At 64.3% G+C, this 19,753-nt stretch carries 24 protein-coding genes; 17 read left to right on the top strand and 7 right to left on the bottom strand.

Going from position 1 to position 19,753, the window contains the following annotated elements; all coding sequences use genetic code 11:
- Positions 1–46 precede the first annotated feature (46 nt).
- The 3 genes from AC0L30_RS24895 to AC0L30_RS24885 all read left to right on the top strand — a co-directional run bounded on the left by AC0L30_RS24895 (position 47) and on the right by AC0L30_RS24885 (position 2,147).
- A complete protein-coding gene (locus tag AC0L30_RS24895; protein ID WP_354127345.1) occupies positions 47–1,240 on the top strand; it encodes an MFS transporter in 1,194 nt (397 codons plus the stop codon).
- A gap of 139 nt (positions 1,241–1,379) precedes the next feature.
- The gene (locus AC0L30_RS24890; protein WP_007594853.1) at positions 1,380–1,799 is read left to right on the top strand and encodes a hypothetical protein; all 420 of its coding nucleotides are present in this window, start codon (positions 1,380–1,382) and stop codon (positions 1,797–1,799) included.
- Between the two features lie 138 nt (positions 1,800–1,937).
- Complete coding sequence (locus AC0L30_RS24885; protein ID WP_007594851.1) at positions 1,938–2,147, top strand: hypothetical protein; 210 nt, start codon at positions 1,938–1,940, stop codon at positions 2,145–2,147.
- Positions 2,148–2,404: 257 nt separating this feature from the next.
- Here the strand turns inward: AC0L30_RS24885 and AC0L30_RS24880 are convergent, their stop codons facing one another.
- A complete protein-coding gene (locus tag AC0L30_RS24880) occupies positions 2,405–3,370 on the bottom strand; it encodes a LysR family transcriptional regulator (RefSeq protein WP_007594850.1) in 966 nt (321 codons plus the stop codon).
- Positions 3,371–3,491: 121 nt separating this feature from the next.
- Here AC0L30_RS24880 and AC0L30_RS24875 point away from each other — a divergent pair, with 121 nt between their 5' ends.
- The 9 genes from AC0L30_RS24875 to AC0L30_RS24835 all read left to right on the top strand — a co-directional run bounded on the left by AC0L30_RS24875 (position 3,492) and on the right by AC0L30_RS24835 (position 12,676).
- Positions 3,492–4,529, top strand: coding sequence for a class 1 fructose-bisphosphatase (locus tag AC0L30_RS24875; RefSeq protein ID WP_007594848.1), 1,038 nt, complete (start codon positions 3,492–3,494; stop codon positions 4,527–4,529).
- Between the two features lie 12 nt (positions 4,530–4,541).
- On the top strand, positions 4,542–5,417 hold the full coding sequence (locus tag AC0L30_RS24870; RefSeq protein WP_007594842.1) for a phosphoribulokinase: 876 nt from the start codon (positions 4,542–4,544) through the stop codon (positions 5,415–5,417).
- Positions 5,418–5,433: 16 nt separating this feature from the next.
- A complete protein-coding gene (tkt, locus tag AC0L30_RS24865) occupies positions 5,434–7,455 on the top strand; it encodes a transketolase (protein ID WP_007594840.1) in 2,022 nt (673 codons plus the stop codon).
- Positions 7,456–7,469: 14 nt separating this feature from the next.
- Positions 7,470–8,555, top strand: coding sequence for a class II fructose-bisphosphate aldolase (gene fba, locus AC0L30_RS24860; protein ID WP_007594838.1), 1,086 nt, complete (start codon positions 7,470–7,472; stop codon positions 8,553–8,555).
- 31 nt (positions 8,556–8,586) lie between these two features.
- Positions 8,587–10,047: a form I ribulose bisphosphate carboxylase large subunit gene (locus tag AC0L30_RS24855; RefSeq protein ID WP_007594836.1), complete on the top strand. Its 1,461-nt coding sequence runs from the start codon at positions 8,587–8,589 to the stop codon at positions 10,045–10,047.
- An 11-nt stretch (positions 10,048–10,058) separates the two neighbouring features.
- Positions 10,059–10,466 carry a ribulose bisphosphate carboxylase small subunit gene (locus AC0L30_RS24850; protein ID WP_007594833.1) on the top strand — a complete coding sequence of 136 codons (408 nt, stop codon included), beginning with the start codon at positions 10,059–10,061 and terminating at the stop codon, positions 10,464–10,466.
- A 98-nt stretch (positions 10,467–10,564) separates the two neighbouring features.
- Positions 10,565–11,500, top strand: coding sequence for a CbbX protein (cbbX, locus tag AC0L30_RS24845; protein ID WP_007594831.1), 936 nt, complete (start codon positions 10,565–10,567; stop codon positions 11,498–11,500).
- The gene (gene rpe / locus AC0L30_RS24840) at positions 11,497–12,234 is read left to right on the top strand and encodes a ribulose-phosphate 3-epimerase (RefSeq protein WP_473405401.1); all 738 of its coding nucleotides are present in this window, start codon (positions 11,497–11,499) and stop codon (positions 12,232–12,234) included. Before cbbX ends, rpe begins: the two co-directional genes overlap by 4 nt.
- A gap of 229 nt (positions 12,235–12,463) precedes the next feature.
- Entirely contained in the window at positions 12,464–12,676 is a 213-nt protein-coding gene (locus AC0L30_RS24835) for a hypothetical protein (protein ID WP_007594821.1), read from the top strand.
- 114 nt (positions 12,677–12,790) lie between these two features.
- Here AC0L30_RS24835 and AC0L30_RS24830 read toward each other — a convergent pair whose 3' ends face one another.
- Positions 12,791–13,627, bottom strand: coding sequence for a universal stress protein (locus AC0L30_RS24830; protein WP_007594814.1), 837 nt, complete (start codon positions 13,625–13,627; stop codon positions 12,791–12,793).
- Positions 13,628–13,837: 210 nt separating this feature from the next.
- Between AC0L30_RS24830 and AC0L30_RS24825 the strand changes: the two genes are divergently transcribed.
- Both AC0L30_RS24825 and AC0L30_RS24820 read left to right on the top strand, forming a co-directional pair.
- Complete coding sequence (locus tag AC0L30_RS24825; protein ID WP_007594812.1) at positions 13,838–15,376, top strand: Do family serine endopeptidase; 1,539 nt, start codon at positions 13,838–13,840, stop codon at positions 15,374–15,376.
- A gap of 266 nt (positions 15,377–15,642) precedes the next feature.
- A complete protein-coding gene (locus AC0L30_RS24820; protein WP_007594801.1) occupies positions 15,643–16,005 on the top strand; it encodes a hypothetical protein in 363 nt (120 codons plus the stop codon).
- Positions 16,006–16,011: 6 nt separating this feature from the next.
- On the opposite strand, the gene AC0L30_RS24815 is transcribed toward AC0L30_RS24820, so the two are convergent.
- Positions 16,012–16,317, bottom strand: coding sequence for a DUF6496 domain-containing protein (locus AC0L30_RS24815; RefSeq protein WP_007594799.1), 306 nt, complete (start codon positions 16,315–16,317; stop codon positions 16,012–16,014).
- 86 nt (positions 16,318–16,403) lie between these two features.
- Positions 16,404–16,598: a DUF3072 domain-containing protein gene (locus AC0L30_RS24810; RefSeq protein ID WP_007594797.1), complete on the bottom strand. Its 195-nt coding sequence runs from the start codon at positions 16,596–16,598 to the stop codon at positions 16,404–16,406.
- 115 nt (positions 16,599–16,713) lie between these two features.
- On the opposite strand from AC0L30_RS24810, the gene AC0L30_RS24805 reads away from it, so the two are divergent.
- Both AC0L30_RS24805 and AC0L30_RS24800 read left to right on the top strand, forming a co-directional pair.
- Positions 16,714–16,941, top strand: coding sequence for a hypothetical protein (locus tag AC0L30_RS24805; protein WP_473405495.1), 228 nt, complete (start codon positions 16,714–16,716; stop codon positions 16,939–16,941).
- A gap of 18 nt (positions 16,942–16,959) precedes the next feature.
- The gene (locus AC0L30_RS24800; RefSeq protein ID WP_007594793.1) at positions 16,960–17,169 is read left to right on the top strand and encodes a hypothetical protein; all 210 of its coding nucleotides are present in this window, start codon (positions 16,960–16,962) and stop codon (positions 17,167–17,169) included.
- A 130-nt stretch (positions 17,170–17,299) separates the two neighbouring features.
- On the opposite strand, the gene AC0L30_RS24795 is transcribed toward AC0L30_RS24800, so the two are convergent.
- Together AC0L30_RS24795 and AC0L30_RS24790 are read right to left on the bottom strand one after the other, a co-directional pair.
- Positions 17,300–17,548, bottom strand: coding sequence for a hypothetical protein (locus AC0L30_RS24795; protein ID WP_473405400.1), 249 nt, complete (start codon positions 17,546–17,548; stop codon positions 17,300–17,302).
- A gap of 95 nt (positions 17,549–17,643) precedes the next feature.
- Positions 17,644–17,901: a hypothetical protein gene (locus tag AC0L30_RS24790; RefSeq protein WP_007594789.1), complete on the bottom strand. Its 258-nt coding sequence runs from the start codon at positions 17,899–17,901 to the stop codon at positions 17,644–17,646.
- A gap of 138 nt (positions 17,902–18,039) precedes the next feature.
- Between AC0L30_RS24790 and AC0L30_RS24785 the strand changes: the two genes are divergently transcribed.
- Positions 18,040–18,261: a hypothetical protein gene (locus tag AC0L30_RS24785; protein WP_007594788.1), complete on the top strand. Its 222-nt coding sequence runs from the start codon at positions 18,040–18,042 to the stop codon at positions 18,259–18,261.
- Here AC0L30_RS24785 and AC0L30_RS24780 read toward each other — a convergent pair.
- On the bottom strand, positions 18,258–19,748 hold the full coding sequence (locus AC0L30_RS24780; protein WP_473405399.1) for an HWE histidine kinase domain-containing protein: 1,491 nt from the start codon (positions 19,746–19,748) through the stop codon (positions 18,258–18,260). The two genes, AC0L30_RS24785 and AC0L30_RS24780, sit on opposite strands and share 4 nt — an antisense overlap.
- Positions 19,749–19,753 lie beyond the last annotated feature (5 nt).

Raw genomic sequence — 19,753 nt, 5'->3', positions numbered from 1 at the left:
GTCATATTAGGGAACAAGCGTTTCCTATAGTTCGGAGACTGTGTGAATGACGATGAATGCCACGATCGAGACCGCGCCGGATCCGGATGCAGTGTCGCAGCTCCTGACCTTCGTGCTTGCCGCGGCCTGTGGCATGGTCGCCGCCAACATCTATTACGCCCAGCCGCTGATCGCCCCGATCAGCGCCGCGCTCGGCCTGTCGCATGAAGCGGCGGGGCTGATCGTCACCATGACGCAGATCGGCTACGGCGTGGGGCTTCTCTTCATCGTGCCGCTCGGCGACTTGGTCGAGAACCGTACCCTGATCTGCTCCGTCATCACGCTCGGCGCGGCAGCCCTGCTCGCCGCGGGGTTCGCGTCCCACGCGCTGCCTTTCCTGATCGCCGCGCTGTTCATCGGGCTCGGCTCGGTCGCGGTGCAGATCATCATTCCCTATGCGGCGCATCTGGCGCCGGCAGCCATTCGCGGCCGCGTCGTCGGCAACGTCTCGACCGGCCTGATGCTCGGCATCATGCTGGCGCGGCCGGTGTCGAGTTTCGTCACGGCGATGCTGTCGTGGCACGCGGTGTTCTTCTCTTCGGCCGCGCTGATGATCGTGCTCGCAGCCGTGCTCTGGATGACGCTGCCGAAGCGTAAGCCGGTCGCGCGGATGCATTACGGCGAGTTGCTGCTGTCGATGCCGCATCTGGCGCGGACCACGCCGCTGCTGCGCCGCCGCGCGCTGTACCAGGCCAGCCTGTTCGGCGCCTTCAGCCTGTTCTGGACCGTGACGCCGCTGCTGCTCGCGAGCGAGTTCGGCTTCACCCAGAGCGGCATCGCGCTGTTCGCGCTCGCCGGTGTCGCCGGCGTGTTCGCGGCGCCGATCGCGGGGCGGCTTGCCGATCGCGGCCACAGCCGCATGGCAACACTGGTCGCGCTGCTGCTCGCGGCCGTGGGCTTCCTGATCACGCATGTCGGCGCGGCCGGATCGGTGCTGAACCTCGCCTGCCTGGTCGTGGCCGCGATCGCGATCGACATCGGCGTGCAGGGCAACGTCGTGCTCGGCTTCCGCGCGATCTTCGCGCTGGGGCATGAGCACCGCAGCCGCCTCAACGGCCTCTACATGGCGACGTTCTTCACGGCGGGCGCGGCGGGCTCGGCGGTCGGCGCCTGGGCGTTTGCGCAAGGCGGCTGGACGCTCGCATCGGCCATTGGCCTCGCGTTGCCCGTCGCAGGGCTGATCTATGCGGCCACCGAGTAGCGGCCGCGGTGGTCCAGATTGCGCGATTCGGCCCGTTTACCAAGGCCGTCCGGCCGGCAATTTCCACCTCGCAGTTTCCCTGCCGCTGTAGTACTTTGGTCGCAAGCGAGCCTGGTTAACGGGCGGCAGGGGGAGGCTGATGAGGCGTGCGGGGCTGGTTGGCGTACCGCGGGTACGACCATGGTCGTGGCAGGCGTTTCTGCTTGGATTCGTCGTTGTCGCGATGTCGGCTGCGCTCCAGGGCGTCTGTGTTGCGCTCGGCGCAAAACTTTATTTCGCGGCGTTCCTACCCAGCCTGTTCGTGCTCGGCATTGTCGCGGGCGCACCGGCGGCGGCGTTCGCCGCGGTGCTTACAATTCCGCTGGTGTGGTGGGCGTTCATGCCGCCCTTCTTCGAGTTCAATTCGCTGACCAGCGCGCATGCCGATTCCATCAAGCTGTTCTGCCTGCTCGCCGTGCTGGTGATCGGCCTTGCCGATCTCTGCCGTGCGACGATGGCGATCATCAGCCGCGGCGGGTTGAAGCCGCGGAGCGAGAGCGCGGCAACGAATTCGCAATAGATCGGCCTTGCGCGGTCGCGCACGTTGCGCGCAGGCAACAGTCCGGAAACCATTCGCACGCTTGCTGTGCGGCGCTAACTTTTCGAAAAAGATTTGGCCGCAATTTCTCCCCCGGGAATGACGAGGGAGTTTTCGGACATGAACGGCCAAATCACCGGGCACGCCATCTTGGAGAACGTGCGCCGCTACCGCGGTATCGCGTCGCTCTATCGCCAGACCGCTGCATTCCGTCCGGGCCAGAGCTGGTCGCTGCTCGAGCAGGCGAAGGATTGGGAAGCGCGGGCGCTGCTGGAGCTGGAAGCCTATTTTGCCGCGCGGATGGACTACGCCGCGACGCGTGCGGCCTGATCGTTAACCATCGGCGCGGCCTTGGGCAGGCCCGCCGAGGGGCCGGTCGTCGGGTTGCGTACGGAGACCACGGGGCGATTACGGAGTTCTCTCGACGCCCGCCTGTGCTAGCAACGTCCCGACCGAGACATCCCAATTCGGCCGGGGCAAGCGATGACCACCTTTAACCGCATCTTCACGACCGAGCGCCTGCTCCAGATCATCGTCATTCTCGCGGCCACGGTCGCGATGAAGCTGATGGGCTGAAATTCGACGGGCTATCGCGCGCCGAGTTCGGGCAATTCGGGAAGATAGTTCGACCCCTCCGATCCCAAGAAATCGAACATCGCCTGCGCCGGTGGCAACAGCACCTTGTCGCTGCGGCGGATCACGTACCATTGCCGCACGATCGGCAGGCCCGCGACGTCGAGCACGATCAGCCGGCCCTCGGTGAGCTCGTGCGCCACGGTGTGGGCCGAGATGAAGGCGATGCCGAGCCCGGCGATGACAGCCTGCTTGATGGTCTCGTTGCTGCTCATCTCCATGCCGATGATCGGCTCGAGATCCGACCTCTGGAACATGCCTTCCATCAGTGTCCGCGTGCCCGAGCCGGGCTCGCGGGTGAGGAAGGTCTCGTGCACGAGGTCGGTCAGGTTGAGGCCGGAATCCTTCTCCAGCCAGTGCCCCCTGCGGGCGACGATGATGTGCGGATTGCGTCCGAGCTGCCGGACGTCGACGCTGACATCGGCCGGTGGCCGACCCATCACCGCGAAATCGAGATCGTAGCCGTGCATGGCCTCGCGGATCTCCTCGCGATTGCCGACCGTGAGCTTGAGCTCGATCTTCGGATACCGCTTCGAGAATGCCGCGATCGCGTGCGGCACGAAATACTTTGCAGTCGAGACAGCGCCGAGATGCACCGTGCCGCCGGTCCGCCCCGCAAGCAGGTCGAGCGCGCCCTGGCAGTCGGCGATTGCGGCTTCGACCCGCTCGGCGAGGGTAAGCACCTCCTTGCCCGCCTCCGTCAGCAGCATGCCGTCGCCGGTCCGCTGCAGCAGCGGCAGTCCGGCGAGATCCTGAAGCTGGCGCAGTTGCTGGGTCACGGCCGGCTGCGTCAGGCCGAGTTGGGTCGATGCGGCCGTGACGCTGCCCTTGGCCGCGAGCGCCGCGAGCGAGCGAAGCTGCCGGATCGTCAGATGCCGGAGCTGTGCTGAGGCATTATAAGATAATTCTTTGGCACTCATTATGAATAGAAATTTTCCTTATTAAGCCACCCCTGTCAATCTCATCGTTGTTGGCACTGACCGCACCGGACCTCCAGCGGGGAGGGAACTGGATACGGCACCAGCAAGGGGATGGACGCAGATGACCGGGCAACTCAGGCTGGACGACCACCTTCAGCGGTATTCCGAGACGGCGCCGCATGCGCTGGCCGTGGCGGCCGCGGTCGACGCCATCGCGGCAGCCGCGATCGAGATCGCCGATCTCATCGCGACGGGAGACCTTGCGGACGCATCGGGCCTGACCACCGGCCGTAATAGCGACGGTGACGTCCAGCGCGATCTCGACGTGCAGGCCGACGCGATCCTGCGCCGCTGCCTCGGCAAGTTGCCGATTGCGGCACTGGCGTCAGAGGAGATGCGCGAACCGCAGATCGGCGACCGCGCGGCGAAGATCTGCGTCGCGATCGATCCGCTCGACGGCTCCTCCAACATCGACATCAACATGACCGTGGGCACGATCTTCTCGATCCTGCCCGCGCCCGATGATCTCACGCTCGCCTTCCATCAGCGCGGCTCGGCGCAGCTCGCGGCGGGGTTCGTCACCTACGGCCCGCAGACCTCGCTGGTGCTGACGCTTGGCGAGGGTGTCGACATCTTCACGCTTGACCGCAAGTCCGGTTGCTTCCGTCTCGCCCGCAGCGCCGTGCAGATCTCGGAGACGTGCGAGGAGTTCGCGATCAACGCCTCGAACCGCCGGCATTGGGAACAGCCGGTGCGCGCCTTCGTCGACGAATGCCTCGCCGGTGTGGAAGGGCAGGCCAATCACAATTTCAACATGCGCTGGGTCGGCTCGCTGGTTGCCGAGGCCTATCGCATCCTCACCCGCGGTGGCGTGTTCCTCTATCCCTCCGATGCACGGCCCGGTTATGGCGACGGCCGCCTGCGCCTCGTCTACGAGGCGCACCCGATGGCTTACATCATCGAGCAGGCCGGCGGCTCGGCTTCGACCGGGCGCGAGCGCATCCTCGAACTCTCGGCGCAGAGCCTGCACCAGCGCGTGCCGCTGATCATGGGCTCGAGCAACGAGGTGCAGCGCGTCGAGGAGCTGCATTGCGATCCCTTGCTGGTCGCCAGCGTCTCCGCACCGCTGTTCGCGCGGCGCGGCTTCTTCCGGCTGTGAGCGAGGCATCCTATGTCCAGGAAGTATCCGATCATCTCCATCACCGGCTCTTCCGGCGCCGGCACCACGTCGGTCAAGAAGACCTTTGAGCAGATATTCTTCCGCGAGAAGGTCAACGCCGCCTACATCGAAGGCGACGCCTTCCATCGCTACGATCGCGCGGAAATGCGCACGCAGATGGCGAAGGAGGCCGATCGCGGCAACAGGCATTTCAGCCATTTCAGCCCCGAGACCAACCTGTTCGAGGAGCTGGAGCGGGCGTTCCGCGACTATGGCGAGAGCGGCACAGCGATGACGCGGCACTACGTCCACGATGCCGAGGAATCCGCGCTGCATGGTGCCGCACCCGGCACCTTCACCGAATGGAAACGACTGCCGGAGAGCTCCGATCTGCTGTTCTACGAAGGCCTGCACGGCGCGGTCGTCACCGACAAGGTCAACGTCGCGCGCTATGCCGACCTCAAGATCGGCGTCGTGCCCGTCATCAATCTCGAATGGATCCAGAAGCTGCATCGCGACCGCAGTGCGCGAGGCTATTCGACCGAGGCCGTCACCGACACCGTTCTGCGGCGGATGCCCGACTACATCCACTACATCTGCCCGCAATTTTCCGAAACCGACATCAACTTCCAGCGCGTGCCCACGGTGGACACCTCCAATCCATTCATCGCGCGCTGGATCCCGACGCCGGATGAATCGATGGTCGTGATTCGCTTCAAGAATCCCCGCGGCATCGACTTCCCCTATCTGCTCTCGATGCTGCCGCAAAGCTGGATGTCCCGCGCCAATTCGATCGTCTGCCCCGGCGCGAAGCTCGATCTCGCCATGCAGCTCATCCTGACGCCGCTGATCATGCAGCTGATCGAGCGCAAGCGAAACCTGAAGTGAACAAGGAGAGTATCCGATGAACATCTCCGTCCACGCTGACGCCGACCTCACGGCGGTTGCGCACAGCGATCTCGCCAATGCCGTCCGCTTTCTCGCGGTCGATGCCATCGAGACCTCGCAGTCCGGCCATCCCGGCCTGCCCATGGGCATGGCCGATGTCGCGACCGTGCTGTTCTCGCGCTTCCTGAAATTCGACTCGGCTCACCCCAATTGGCCGGACCGCGACCGCTTCGTGCTGTCGGCGGGCCATGGCTCGATGCTGCTCTATGCATTGCTCCATCTCACCGGCGGCGACCTCAGCCTCGATGACATCAAGGCCTTTCGGCAATGGGGCTCGAAGACGCCGGGGCATCCGGAATATGGCCACACGCCGGGCGTCGAGACGACGACCGGTCCGCTGGGGCAGGGGATTGCGACCGCGGTGGGCATGGCCCTCGCCGAGCGCATGGCCAATGCGCGGCATGGCGATGGCCTCGTCGACCACTTTACGTATGTGATCGCCGGCGACGGCTGCCTGATGGAAGGCATCAGCCAGGAAGCGATCTCGCTCGCCGGCCATCTCGGGCTGGGCCGCCTGATCGTGCTGTTCGACGACAATGGCATCTCGATCGACGGCCCGACCTCGCTCGCGACCTCCGACGACCAGCTCGCGCGCTTCGCTGCCTCCGGCTGGTCGGTTCGCCGTGTCGACGGGCACGATCCCGAAGCAGTTGCGCAGGCGATCGCCGAGGAGCGTGAGAGCACAAGACCGTCATTGATCGCCTGCCGCACCATCATCGGCTATGGCGCGCCGGATCGTCAGGGCACCGAGAAGGCGCATGGCGCGCCGCTCGGCACCGAGCAGGCGGCAGCGGCGCGGCGAGCGCTCGGCTGGGACTATCAGCCCTTCGTGGTGCCAATCCCGATCCTGAAAGCATGGCGGATGATCGGGCAGCGCGGGCAGGTCGCGCGTCTCGCCTGGCTCGATCGCTATGAATGCGCGACGCCCGAGCAGCGCGATCTGTTTGTCGAGGGCAAGACGGTTGCCCTGCCGAACGCCTATGCCCAAGCCTCGGCGAAATTGCGCGAACGCTTTGCCACCGAGCGTCCGAAGCTTGCGACGCGGCAGGCGTCGCAACAGGTGCTCGACGGCATCGCAGGGACGATTCCCGGATTTGTCGGCGGCTCGGCGGACCTCACGCATTCGAACCTGACGCATGCCAAGGCGCAGACCCCGGTCAAGCGCGACGCGTTCGCCGGCGATTACATCCATTATGGCATCCGCGAGCACGGCATGGCGGCCGCGATGAACGGCCTCGCGCTGCACGGCGGCTTCATTCCCTATGGCGGCACCTTCCTCGCCTTCTCTGATTACAGCCGGCCGGCGATCCGCCTTGCGGCGTTGATGCGGATCCGCGTCATTCATGTGATGACCCATGACTCCATTGGTCTCGGTGAGGACGGCCCCACGCATCAACCAGTCGAGCATCTCGCAGCGCTTCGCGTCATTCCGAACCTGCTTGTGTTCCGGCCGGCCGACGCGGTTGAGACGCTGGAAGCCTGGGACTGCGCGCTCCAAGCTGAAAATCGTCCCTCCGTGCTGTGCCTGTCCCGTCAGGCCCTGCCGACCTTCCGCAGCGATGTCCGTGGAAGAAACCGCGTCGCACGCGGCGCCTATCTGATTGTTTCGCCGGACGGCGGCCGAGACGTGACGCTCATTGCAACAGGTTCGGAAGTCTCGACTGCGCTGGAAGCGGCTCGCCTGCTTGCCACCGAGCATATCCGCGCGGCCGTCGTCTCCGCACCCTGCTTCGCGTTGTTCGAGGAGCAGCCGGAGGACTACCGCGCTGCCGTGCTCGGCACTGTGCCCCGGGTGGGCATCGAGGCGGCAGTCGCCGGCGATTGGCATCGCTGGATCGGCACCGAGGGCGAATTCGTCGGCATGCGCGGCTTCGGTGCTTCAGCGCCGGCCCCGGTGCTCTACCGCGAATTCGGCATCACGCCACAAAGCGTTGCGGAAGCCGCCCGGCGGGCGATGGCCCGCACAGGCAAGCAATAACAGGAGGAATTGTCGTGGCCCGTATCACCCTTCGCCAACTGCTCGACCACGCCGCCAGTCACGGTTACGCGGTGCCGGCGTTCAACATCAATAACATGGAGCAGGGTATCGCGATCATGCAGGCGGCGGCCGAGGTCGATGCGCCCGTCATCATCCAGGCTTCGCGCGGCGCGCGCAGCTATGCCGGCGACCTCATGCTCTCGCACATGATCGACGCGCTGGAGCGGACCTATCCGGACATCCCGCTCTGCATGCACCAGGACCACGGTAATGACGAGGCGACCTGCGCCTCCGCCATCGCGCATGGCTTCACCTCGGTGATGATGGACGGCTCGCTCAAGGCCGACGCCAAGACCGCGGCCGATTACGCCTACAATGTTGCGATCACCAGCCGCGTCGTCGATCTCGCGCATTGGGTCGGCGCTTCCGTTGAAGGCGAACTCGGCGTGCTCGGCTCGCTCGAGCATGGCGGCGGCGAGCAGGAGGATGGCCACGGCGTCGAAGGCACGGTCAGCCATGATCAGTTGCTGACGGATCCCGACCAGGCGGTCGACTTCGTCCGCGCCACCAAGGTCGATGCGCTCGCGATCGCGATGGGCACCTCGCACGGCGCCTACAAGTTCAGCCGCAAGCCGGACGGCGACATTCTGGCCATGCGGGTGGTCGAGGAGATTCATCGCCGGCTGCCGAACACGCATCTCGTGATGCACGGCTCTTCCTCGGTGCCGCAGCCGCTCCAGGACATGTTCAACCAGTTCGGCGGCGAGATGCCGCAGACCTGGGGCGTGCCGGTCGAGGAGATCGTCCGCGGCATCAAGAGCGGCGTGCGCAAGGTCAATATCGATACCGACTGCCGACTGGCGATGACCGCGGTGTTCCGCAAAGTTGCGGCGCAAACGCGCTCGGAGTTCGATCCACGCAAATTCCTCAAGCCGGCGATGGATGCGATGCGCGAGCTCTGCCGCGAGCGCTTCGAGCAGTTCGGGACCGCAGGACACGCCAGCCGGATCAAGGTCGTTCCCTTGAGCGAGATGGCGCGGCGCTACCGCGCCGGAGAACTCGATCCGAGCGTCGACGCCCGCGAGCCTGTCGCAGCCTAATCATTCAGAGAGAGAAGAGCAGGAGAGAGCCATGAACGCACACGCAGGAACCGTCCGCGGCAAGGAAAGATATCGATCGGGCGTGATGGAATACAAGCGCATGGGCTATTGGGAGCCTGACTATGTGCCAAAGGACACCGATGTCATCGCGCTGTTCCGCGTCACGCCGCAAGAGGGCGTCGATCCGATCGAGGCGTCGGCCGCTGTCGCCGGCGAATCCTCGACGGCGACCTGGACGGTGGTGTGGACCGATCGCCTGACCGCCGCGGAGAAGTATCGCGCAAAATGCTATCGCGTCGATCCGGTGCCGGGCACGCCGGGCTCGTATTTCGCCTACATCGCCTATGACCTCGACCTGTTCGAGCCGGGCTCGATCGCCAACCTCTCGGCCTCGATCATCGGCAACGTGTTCGGCTTCAAGCCGTTGAAAGCGCTGCGTCTGGAAGACATGCGCTTCCCCGTCGCTTATGTGAAGACGTTCCAGGGACCGGCAACCGGCATCGTGGTCGAGCGCGAGCGGCTCGACAAGTTCGGCAGGCCGCTGCTCGGCGCCACCGTCAAGCCCAAGCTCGGGCTTTCGGGCCGCAATTACGGCCGCGTGGTCTACGAGGCGCTGAAGGGCGGGCTCGACTTCACCAAGGATGACGAGAACATCAACTCGCAGCCGTTCATGCACTGGCGCGACCGCTTCCTCTATTGCATGGAGGCGGTGAACCGCGCGCAGGCGGCCTCCGGCGAGGCGAAGGGCACCTACCTGAACATCACCGCGGGAACGATGGAGGACATGTACGAGCGCGCCGAGTTCGCGAAGGAGCTCGGGTCGTGCATCGTCATGATCGACCTCGTGATCGGCTACACCGCGATCCAGTCGATGGCGAAATGGGCGCGTCGCAACGACATGATCCTGCATCTGCATCGCGCCGGTCACTCGACCTACACGCGGCAGAAGAGCCACGGCGTGTCGTTCCGTGTCATCGCCAAGTGGATGCGGCTTGCCGGCGTCGACCACATCCATGCCGGCACGGTGGTCGGCAAGCTCGAAGGTGATCCGAACACCACGCGCGGCTATTATGATGTTTGCCGCGAGGACTTCAACCCGACCAAACTCGAACACGGCCTGTTCTTCGACCAGTCCTGGGCGAGCCTGAACAAGATGATGCCGGTCGCCTCCGGCGGCATCCATGCCGGCCAGATGCACCAGCTGCTCGACCTGCTCGGCGAGGACGTCGTGCTGCAGTTCGGCGGCGGTACCATCGGCCATCCCATGGGCATCGCGGCCGGCGCGATCGCCAACCGCGTGGCGCTGGAAGCGATGATCCTCGCCCGCAACGAGGGCCGCGACTATGTCCACGAAGGTCCGGAGATCCTGGCCAGGGCGGCCGAGACCTGCACGCCCCTGAAAGCCGCACTCGAGGTCTGGAAGGACGTCACCTTCAACTATGAATCCACCGACACGCCCGACTTCGTGCCGACCGCGCTCGAAACCGTTTGAGGAGATTTGACATGAAGCTGACCCAAGGCTGCTTCTCGTTCCTGCCCGATCTGACCGACGACCAGATCACCAAGCAGGTGCAGTATTGCCTGACCAACGGTTGGGCGGTGAACATCGAGTTCACCGACGATCCGCATCCCCGCAACACCTATTGGGAGATGTGGGGCCTGCCAATGTTCGATCTCCAGGACGCCGCCGGCGTGATGATGGAGCTCGCCGAATGCCGCAGAGTGTATGGCGACCGTTACATCCGTCTCAGCGGCTTCGACTCCAGCCACGGCTGGGAGTCGGTGCGGATCTCGTTCATCGTCAACCGCCCGCCGCAGGAGGCCGAGTTCGAACTGGTGCGGCAGGAGGTGGGCGGACGCGCGATCCGCTACACCACCGTGCGTCGGCAGCCCGCGCACGCGCCAACCTAACTCATTCTCCTCCGCGCGGAGCACTCCCTGCTCCGTTTCCTTGGCGGACCACTGCTTCGCCGCTCCCCCGCGGCGAAGCCCTTTTCTTCGAGGTGCCGATGCTGGATGTTCCCCACGCAATGACCACTGAACCCGGCGAGACCAGTTTCGATCTCCGCAAGGAGGCCGAAGCGGCTGGAATCACCGGCACGCTGCAACAGCTCGAGCAGGAGCTGATCGGATTGAAGCCGGTGAAGAACCGCGTGCGCCAGATCGCGTCGCTCTTGCTGATCGAACGTATCCGGCAGCGTGCGGGACTGGCTTCGTCGCCGCCGACGCTGCACATGTCGTTCACCGGAAATCCCGGCACCGGCAAGACGACCGTTGCGCTCCGCATGGCAAAGATCCTGCACGGCCTCGGCTTCGTGCGGCGCGGGCAGGTGATCTCGGTGACGCGCGACGATCTCGTCGGCCAGTATATCGGCCACACCGCGCCGAAGACCAAGGAGATCCTGAAGAAGGCGATGGGCGGCGTGCTGTTCATCGACGAGGCCTATTATCTGCACCGTCCCGACAACGAGCGCGACTACGGCCAGGAGGCGATCGAGATTCTGCTCCAGGTGATGGAGAACCAGCGCGAAGACCTCGTCGTGATCCTTGCCGGCTATGGCGAGCGAATGACCAGCTTCTTCGCCTCCAATCCCGGCTTCCGCTCGCGCATCGCCCATCACATCGACTTTCCGGACTATGCGGAAGCCGAGCTGCTCGTCATCGCGGAGCTGATGCTGAAGGAACGGGGTTATCGCTTGTCGGCGGCGGCGCGCGAAGCTTTCGAGAAATACATTGCGCTACGCCGGACCCAGCCGTTCTTTTCGAATGCACGCTCGATCCGCAATGCCGTCGACCGCATCCGCCTGCGGCAGGCCGATCGCCTGGTATCCGATCTCGATCGCATGCTCGAGATCGCCGACCTCGAAACGATCGATCCCATGGACGTCCTGGCGAGCCGCGTGTTTAGCGGCGTTGCGGACGCGCAGGGGAGTGCGAAGCCATGACCAGAGAAATCCTCATCGCGCCGTCGATCCTGGCTGCGGATTTCGCCCGCCTCGGCGAGGAGATCGCGGCGATCGACGCTGCGGGTGCCGACTGGATTCATTGCGACGTCATGGATGGACATTTCGTTCCGAACATCAGTTATGGCGCGGACGTCATCAAGGCGATCCGGCCGCTGACGAAGAAAAGATTCGACGTGCATCTCATGATCGCGCCGGCCGATCCCTATCTCGAGGCGTTCGCGAAGGCCGGCGCGGATCTCATCACGGTGCATGCCGAAGCCGGTCCGCACCTCGATCGCTCGCTCCAGGCCATCCGCGCGCTCGGTAAGAAAGCCGGTGTCAGCCTGTGTCCCGCCACTCCCGAAAGCGCGATCGAATATGTGCTCGATCGTCTCGATCTCGTCCTGGTGATGACGGTCAATCCGGGCTTTGGCGGCCAGTCCTTCCTGGAGTCCCAGCTCGAGAAGATCGGGCGGATTCGAAGCATGATCGGCGACCGGTCGATTCGGCTCGAGGTGGACGGCGGCATCACGCGCGACAATGCCGCTGCCGTGGCCGCTGCGGGTGCCGATACGCTTGTGGCGGGCTCCGCCGTGTTTCGCGGCAAGAGCAGCGCAGACTATGCCGGCAACATCGCCGCCATCCGCGCTGCTGCGGAAGCCGGCAGGGTTCCGGAGCTGCAACATAGTTCGGCGCAGACGATCCGGACCGGTGAGCCCGCGCTCATCCGGTAGGCTACCGGATACAGGCGGAGCGAGCCGGTACCCGAATGGGCTGTGCCAGGGCCTGCCACTTTCCACCAGACATATTGAGTCTACGCTGATTGGAACTTTCGGCCCAACACGCGTTTGCCTAGAATCAAGCGGGTCAAGCGCGCGGCGGGCGCAGCAAATCTTTTGCACAACCGCCATCGCCCTGACGCAAATAAGGGCAATAAGCTCTGTGAATGCGAGGGAGGGTCTCATGGACAACGTACGTCGCTACCGCGCGCTAGCGTCCCTCTGTCGTCAGCAGGCCGCCTACCGGCCGCTCCAGAGCTGGGAACTGCTCGGCCAGGCCGAACATTTCGAATATCTCGCCGAAGTCGAACTCAAGGCGCATTTCGACGCGTGCAATGCGCAACACGACGAGGACGGCGTCGAGGCCACGGCGTGGGAGAGACCCGCTGCGGCGTGACGGTCCAACTCGTTCGAAGATGACCTGAACTTGCCGGTGCCGGCACCGCTCAAGGACGCGGTTGTCGGCCCGAACGACAGGTCTTGTGACCGGCCCGACCTGGTCGTCCCTCGATTAATGCGACATCAGCGTCGGAACGGTCATGGCTTCCAGCATGGCGCGGGTGACGCCGCCGAGGAACCGCTCCTGCAGTCGCGAATGGCCGTAGCCGCCCATGACCAGAAGATCGAGGTTCTCATCGGCTGCCAGCGACAGCATGGTCGGCTGAATGTCGGAGCGCGCCGCCGACAGGTTGACGGTGCGGGTCGACAGTCCGCGCCGGCCGAGGTGCCTTGCCAGATTGCGCGTCGAGACTTCGTCGGGAACCATGTCTGTTTCGTTGATCGCAATGATCACGATCTCCTCGGCGCGAGCCAGGAATGGTGCGGCGTCGCGCATGGCGCGCGCGGCGAGGCGGCTGCCATCCCAACAGATGCCGATTCGTTTCGCCTTGAACGCTCCATGGAAGGTGTAGGGCAGGAAAAGCACCGGCCCGCCCGCCTGGAACAGGATCTCGCGGGGCACATCGTTGTCGAGTGAGCCTTGCGCCGGATCCGGCTGGAGCACGATGCTGAGATCGTGCAGCCGCGCCATCTCGCCAAGCAACCCGACCGCATCCCCCGGCATCGCCCCGAGTGGGTGGCATGTATAGGAAATGCCGGCGTTCATCGCTTCGCTCTTGAACACCGCGAGCGCCGCCTCGGCCCTCTCCACTGCGCTTTCGCGCTCCATCTCGAACACCGCCGCCACGGCGGCGCCGCCCTCCATGACGTAGGCTGCACTGGTTGCCACATAACCAACCGCGACTGCGTCGAGATGGGCGTTGAGGCCCGCTGCGAGTGAGATCGAGCCATCGATCACCGGGCGCATCGGCCGCTCGGTAGGGATGTGGACGAGAATGTCTTTGTACATGACGCGCCTCCGGTGGACATCATCCGGTGGCTGCAGTCTTTCACGGTGCGCAGGGCCCGCGTTGAGCTGCATCAAACGTGCAGTCTCGACTTTTGGCCGTGTCGCCGGCCCCGGCTACTTTGCCAAGATTTAATCGCGTGGACGGGACGCTGTAAGGTGGCGACCACCATGTTGGGTCCAAGGCGACTTACCGAACATGGACATATCGACATGAACGATCACGTCAATTCCGACACCACCGCGTCCCGCAAGATCCTCAGACCGCGCCGACTCGCGCTGCTCGGCACCGTGGCCGCGCTTGGCCTGGCCGTGCTGGCGACTGCTCCCGGCTCTTCGCCGTTCGGCGCAACCTCCTTCATTGCGCCCGCCCAGGCCGCGGAGAGCGCCGCGACGCCGCCGGGCTTCGGCGACCTCGTCAGCAAGGTCAAACCCGCCGTCATCTCGGTGCGGGTTAGGATCGACCAGGACAACGACAAGAGCGCGATGCTGCAACAGAACCGGATGGATTCGGACGAAGCATCGCCGTTTGACCAGTTCTCACGGCAATTCGGCTTCCGCGGCCCGGGTGGCATGGAAGGCATGCCGCGCCAGCACCGCCAGATGATCACGGGTGAGGGCTCCGGCTTCTTCATCTCAGCGGACGGGTACGCCGTGACCAACAACCACGTCGTCGATCACGCCGAGTCGGTGCAAGTGACGATGGACGACGGCGCGATCTACAGCGCGAAAGTGGTCGGCACCGATCCGAAGACGGACCTCGCGCTGATCAAGGTCGAGGGAAAGAAGGATTTTCCGTTCGTCAAATTCTCCGACCAGAAGCCGCGTATCGGCGACTGGGTGGTCGCGGTCGGCAATCCCTTCGGCCTCGGTGGCACCGTGACCGCCGGCATCGTCTCGGCCAGCGGCCGCGACATCGGCAACGGTCCCTATGATGACTTCATCCAGATCGACGCGCCGATCAACAAGGGTAACTCCGGCGGCCCGGCCTTCGACATGAATGGCAACGTGATCGGCGTGAACACTGCGATCTTCTCGCCCTCCGGCGGCTCGGTCGGCATCGGCTTCGACATTCCGGCCTCGACCGCAAAGCTCGTCGTCGCACAGTTGAAGGACAAGGGCGCGGTCACACGCGGCTGGCTCGGCGTGCAGGTGCAGCCGGTGACGTCGGATATCGCCGACAGCCTCGGCCTCAAGGAGGCGCGCGGCGCGATCGTCGACAATCCGCAGGACGGCAGCCCGGCAGCGAAGGCGGGCATCGAGGCGGGCGACGTCATCACCGCCGTCAATGGCACCGCGATCAAGGATTCCCGCGATCTCGCCCGCACCATCGCCACCCTGGCGCCAGGCACGTCCGTGAAGCTCGATGTCGTCCACAAGGGCGACAACAAGACGGTGACACTGGCGCTCGGCGAGTTGCCGAACGAGCGACAGGCTAGAGCCGACGAGGGCAAGTCGCAGCCAGATGCCGGCATGCCGCCGCGTCTTGGCCTCAGCCTGGCTCCGGCCGGCGACGTCCAGGGCGCCGGCCAGAAGGGCGTCGTCGTCACCGAAGTCGATCCGCAAGGTCCGGCCGCGCAGCGCGGCATCCAGACCGGCGACGTCATCCTCAATGTGGGGGGCAAGGCCGTCGCCAATATCGGCGATGTCCGTTCGGAGCTGGCGCAGGCGAAATCGTCCGGCAAGCGCAGCGTGCTGCTGCAGGTCAGAAGCGCGCAGGCGACGCGGTTCGTGGCGGTGCCGCTCGCATAAGTCGAACGTCGATCGGCGCAACTCCAAAAAGGCGGCCTACGGGCCGCCTTTCCTGTTCGCCTTCAGGATTTCGGATGCCCGCCGATAACATTCTCGTTAACGGCAGGGAGGATGACCCGGTTCGTCCGAAAAAGCCGTGTTCGTTCATCACAATTACGGATCTCGTATGGACTCGGCGGCAATGAAGCCGCCGACGATTGCAAGCGTGGAACTTCGAACTTGCCGCCGCTGAGCCGGCCGGCAATTCGTATTTGATCGGTGCCGACATGGATCGATTGAAGCTCTCGCTGACGGCTGCGCTGCTCGTGGCGCCGTTCGTGCTGTGGGGCGGAAACGCTCTCGGGCGTGACGACGGCCGCTACGCGGACTCACCTCTCAAGCCGTGGTTCGACGGCCTGCGCAGCCATCTCGGTCCGTGCTGCTCGGATGCGGACGGGTTTGCCGTCGCCGATCCCGATTGGGACTCGCACAATGGACATTATCGCGTGCGGCTCGACGGCGAATGGGTCGAGGTACCGGACGAAGCCGTGATCACCGAGCCGAACCGGGCCGGCCGCACCATGGTGTGGCCGGTGAAGACCGCGTTCGGTGTGTCGATCCGCTGCTTCATGCCGGGCAGCATGATCTGACGGAGGTCAGCGCGACCGTTTGGAGGATTTGCGCTTCGACGTTTTCTTCGAACTCTTCTTGGAAGTTTTCCGAGATGTCTTCTTTGATGTCTTCTTGGACGACTTCCGTTTTGCGGCTTTCTTCGGGACCTTCTTGCCCTTCTTGCGCGCTTTCGACAGGCCGATCGCGATCGCCTGCTTGCGGCTCTTCACGCGTCCGCCTCGACCGCCAGGTCCGCTTTTCGCGGTCCCCTGCTTGTAGCGCTTCATCTCGCCTTCGACATCGCTGCCGGAGCTGCGCGAGTAGCGGCGCTTCTTTGCCTTGCGTGCCATGCATGTTCTCCCTTGGCCTGGGAAAACAATCCGAGACAGGCATAGTTCCGAAAGCGCAAGCAACGTGGGGGGATACGCGGCCTAGCCTAGAAGGAATCCGCCAGCTCGATCTCCGCTTCCAGCACCTGAATGCGCCGCGCTGCCTCGCTGGAGGACAGATCCCGCGCATATTGCGCGGGTTGATATGCCTCTTCGCTCAGCCGTTTCAGCCGGAGGCCCTGCGCCCGCGTCATCTGCTCGGTGAGGAAAGCTTTGGCGTCGTATCTACCCTGAACCTGCATATCGCTTCTCCCTTCTGAAATCGTGACTTGACTATATGTTCTTATTTTGTTCCAACAAGTCATGGACAATAGAATTAATGAAATTCGACATAAAATCAGCGCCTTGAGGTTGGAAATGGCCGATATCGAGGTGTCCGTCCGCGAACTCGTCGAGCGCGAGCGCGATCGCGACTGCACGGAGAAGGCCCTGGCGCAGATGGATCTGCGCCGGAAAATCAATCTGCTGATCGGCGAATGGAAGGCTGCAGGTGGCGGCGATGTCCTGCCGAATGTCCGCGATAGGATGCGCCTTCGTTCCGCGAAGGCAGCAGGTAGTCCTCTGCGCGTGGTCGCGCGCCGCTGAGAGCTTTGGGAGCGCACGGTGGAGGAAGACCCGGATGTGTACCGGATTCTAAAGCTGCGCGCCGAGATTCTCGAACTGGGCTCTGCGATCCGGCAGCTGCAACGCGAGGGGCTCGACGACGCCGCGGCCCAGCTCTTGATCGCCCGCAAGCGGGCACGGCTCGATCATCTGGTGAAATCAGATCCTGCCGGCGTTCATCCTGGCATCCTGGGCATCCATCGTAGCTGAGCCTTGGCGCAACGCGACGTGCCGGGCTCGTCGATACCGCATATTGACGAAGCGGCCTGGGAAAAAGTTCGTTTGAACACCAAAGCAAAAGGCCCCGCGATCGCGGGGCCTTCATGATTTCGGGGAACACCTACTTGGTGTTGCTCATGCCGCCCTTGTTGTTCGTCATGGTGCCGCCCTGGTCGGAGCCGGGGCCGGAGCCGCCCTGACCGGAGGGATCAGCACCCTTGGAAGACTTGGTGTTGGCGCCCGTGGTGGTCTGCGACGATGACATCGAGGATCCGTTTTTTGCCTTGTGCGACTTGGCCTGCACGGCGAACGGTGCGGCGGCGAGGCCGGTTGCCAACATCACGGCAAGAGCGAGCTTGGTGGTCTTCATATGCGGGAACTCCCTGAGTTGAATTGACGCAGGCAGCCAACTGCCATTGGTCGCAGGAGTTCCGAACAAAGAAGTTCCGGTAAAGCACGCATCCTTCAAGATTGCTTGTCCTCTTCGAGGATGAATACGACCCCGGTCAGTGTTGCGCCGATCGCGAACGTCGTCACCAATGTGAGGGCGAAAACGACAACGGCCTGCCTTCCGCCGTGACTCAGCAAATTGGCGACGCCGGGATTGGACAGCACGAGCAAGAGGCTGAAAGCGAGTCCCAAGGCTGCGCCCATCATCGCGTGCGTCATCAGCTTGACGAGCCCGCTGGGAGAGATCAGGTCCGACGACTTCTTCGCGCGCATGGAACTCTATCCCAATCTCGCAAGCAACGCCTGCGACACGCGCCGGTTCCATCCGCATGAAGGAATCGTTATCGCCCGCTTCATCCGACGTTCATGCCGGGTGGGCGAGAATGACCCTGCAACACGGGAACATTCGATATGGGTAAGGTGGTCTTTCTCTATCGCTCTCTGGCTTATCGCAACGCTGCTGCGGACATCCTCCGCAAAGCGCGCAAACTGCCCCGCGGCGCGGAGCGAAGCGCGGCGCGCCGCTATGCCAAGGCGCTGCGCGATCTCGCCCAAACGGAAGCCTGGCTCGAAGGGCGGGTCGCGCGCGAACCGCAAACGACGCAGCGCAGGAAGAGTGCGGCCTCCGGTTAACCGGACGCGCGCTGCAATTCGGCGGAGCTCGCGGCTTCGAAGTTGCCGGGCGTGGTCGTCGCGGCGGTCTTGCGGACCAGCGGCACCTCGAGCCGGCACAACAGACCCTCGGCGCGCCAATCGAATCGCGCCTGCCCGCCGAGCTGGGACTCGACGCTCGCAAGCAGGCTCCGCGTACCAAAGCCGCGGGATTTCGGCGTCATGACGAGCGGGCCGCCGGATTCCTCCCAGGTGAGCGTGAGCAGCTCGTCCTCGACCTGCCAGCCGATTGCGAGCCGTCCCGTCCGCGTCGAGAGCGCGCCATACTTCGCCGAGTTGGTGAAAAGCTCGTGCAGCGCCAGCGCCAGCGTCTGGGCGGTCGCCGGCAGCAACTGAACTTCGGACCCCGCCAATTTGATCTGGCCGCCGAGGGAATAGGGCGCAAGCTCCTCGTCGATCAGCTTCGAGAGTTCGGCACCCTGCCAGCTCGACAGTGACAGGATCGTATGCACGCGCGCCAGTGCATTGATGCGTCCCTCGACGGCGCTGACATAGGCTTTGACCTCGTCGGCGCGGGTGAGGCGCACAATCGATTGCGCCAGCGCCAGCGCATTCTTGGCGCGATGATCGACTTCCCGCGCCAGGAGAGTCTGCCGTTCCTCGGCGCGCTTGCGTTCGGTGATATCCACCGTCACGCCGCTGACGCGCATCACCCGACCACTATCGTCAACCGTGGCGGCGGCCGTGCCGACACACCAGCGCACATCGCCGTCGGGCCGCACGATGCGGAACTCCGTTTCATAGGAGCGTGTGCCCTTGTTGAATTCGGCGATCGCCTTGCGCAACTGATCGACGTCATCCGGATGCAACAGCGCCTGAACGTTGGCCGGATTCACCGCGAAGCTCTCCGGCCCAACACCAAAGATGCGGTATTGTCCCTCGTCCCACATCCAGTCGCCGGTGATCCAGTCCCAGTCCCAGGAACCCATCTTGCCGGCGGCGATCGCCATGCTGCGCCGCTCTTCGCTCTCGCGCAGCTTTGCAGTGGAATTCTCCAGCTCGGCGGTGCGTGCGCGCACGCGGTCCTCGAGATCCTGGTTCAGTCGTTCGAGTTCGCGCGTCTTGCGATAGAGCTCCGCAAACACCTTGACCTTGGCGCGCAGCACCTCCGGCACGACGGGGACCGGGACGTAGTCGACGGCGCCCATCTCGTAGCCGCGCAGGCGGTCGATGTCGCTGACTTGAATGGCCGAGATGAAGATCATCGCGGTCTTCTGGAAGCGCGGGTGCTCACGGATCATCGCGGCGAGCTCGAAGCCGTCGAGCTCGGGCATGCAGACGTCGACCAGGATCACCGCGATCTCGGTCTTGAGCAGCACCTCGAGAGCCTCGCGACCGGACGAGGCGATCACGAGGTTCTGGCCGAGATCCTTCAGGATCACCTCATAGGCGAGCAGCTTGGCCGGCTGGTCGTCGACGAGGAGGATGTTGACCTTTTCGTGGTCCATACGGG

This window comes from Bradyrhizobium sp. MI1.11 (assembly GCF_055811255.1).
The sequence above is the reverse complement of the archived record's forward strand: the minus strand, read 5'-3'. Positions and strand labels throughout refer to the sequence as shown.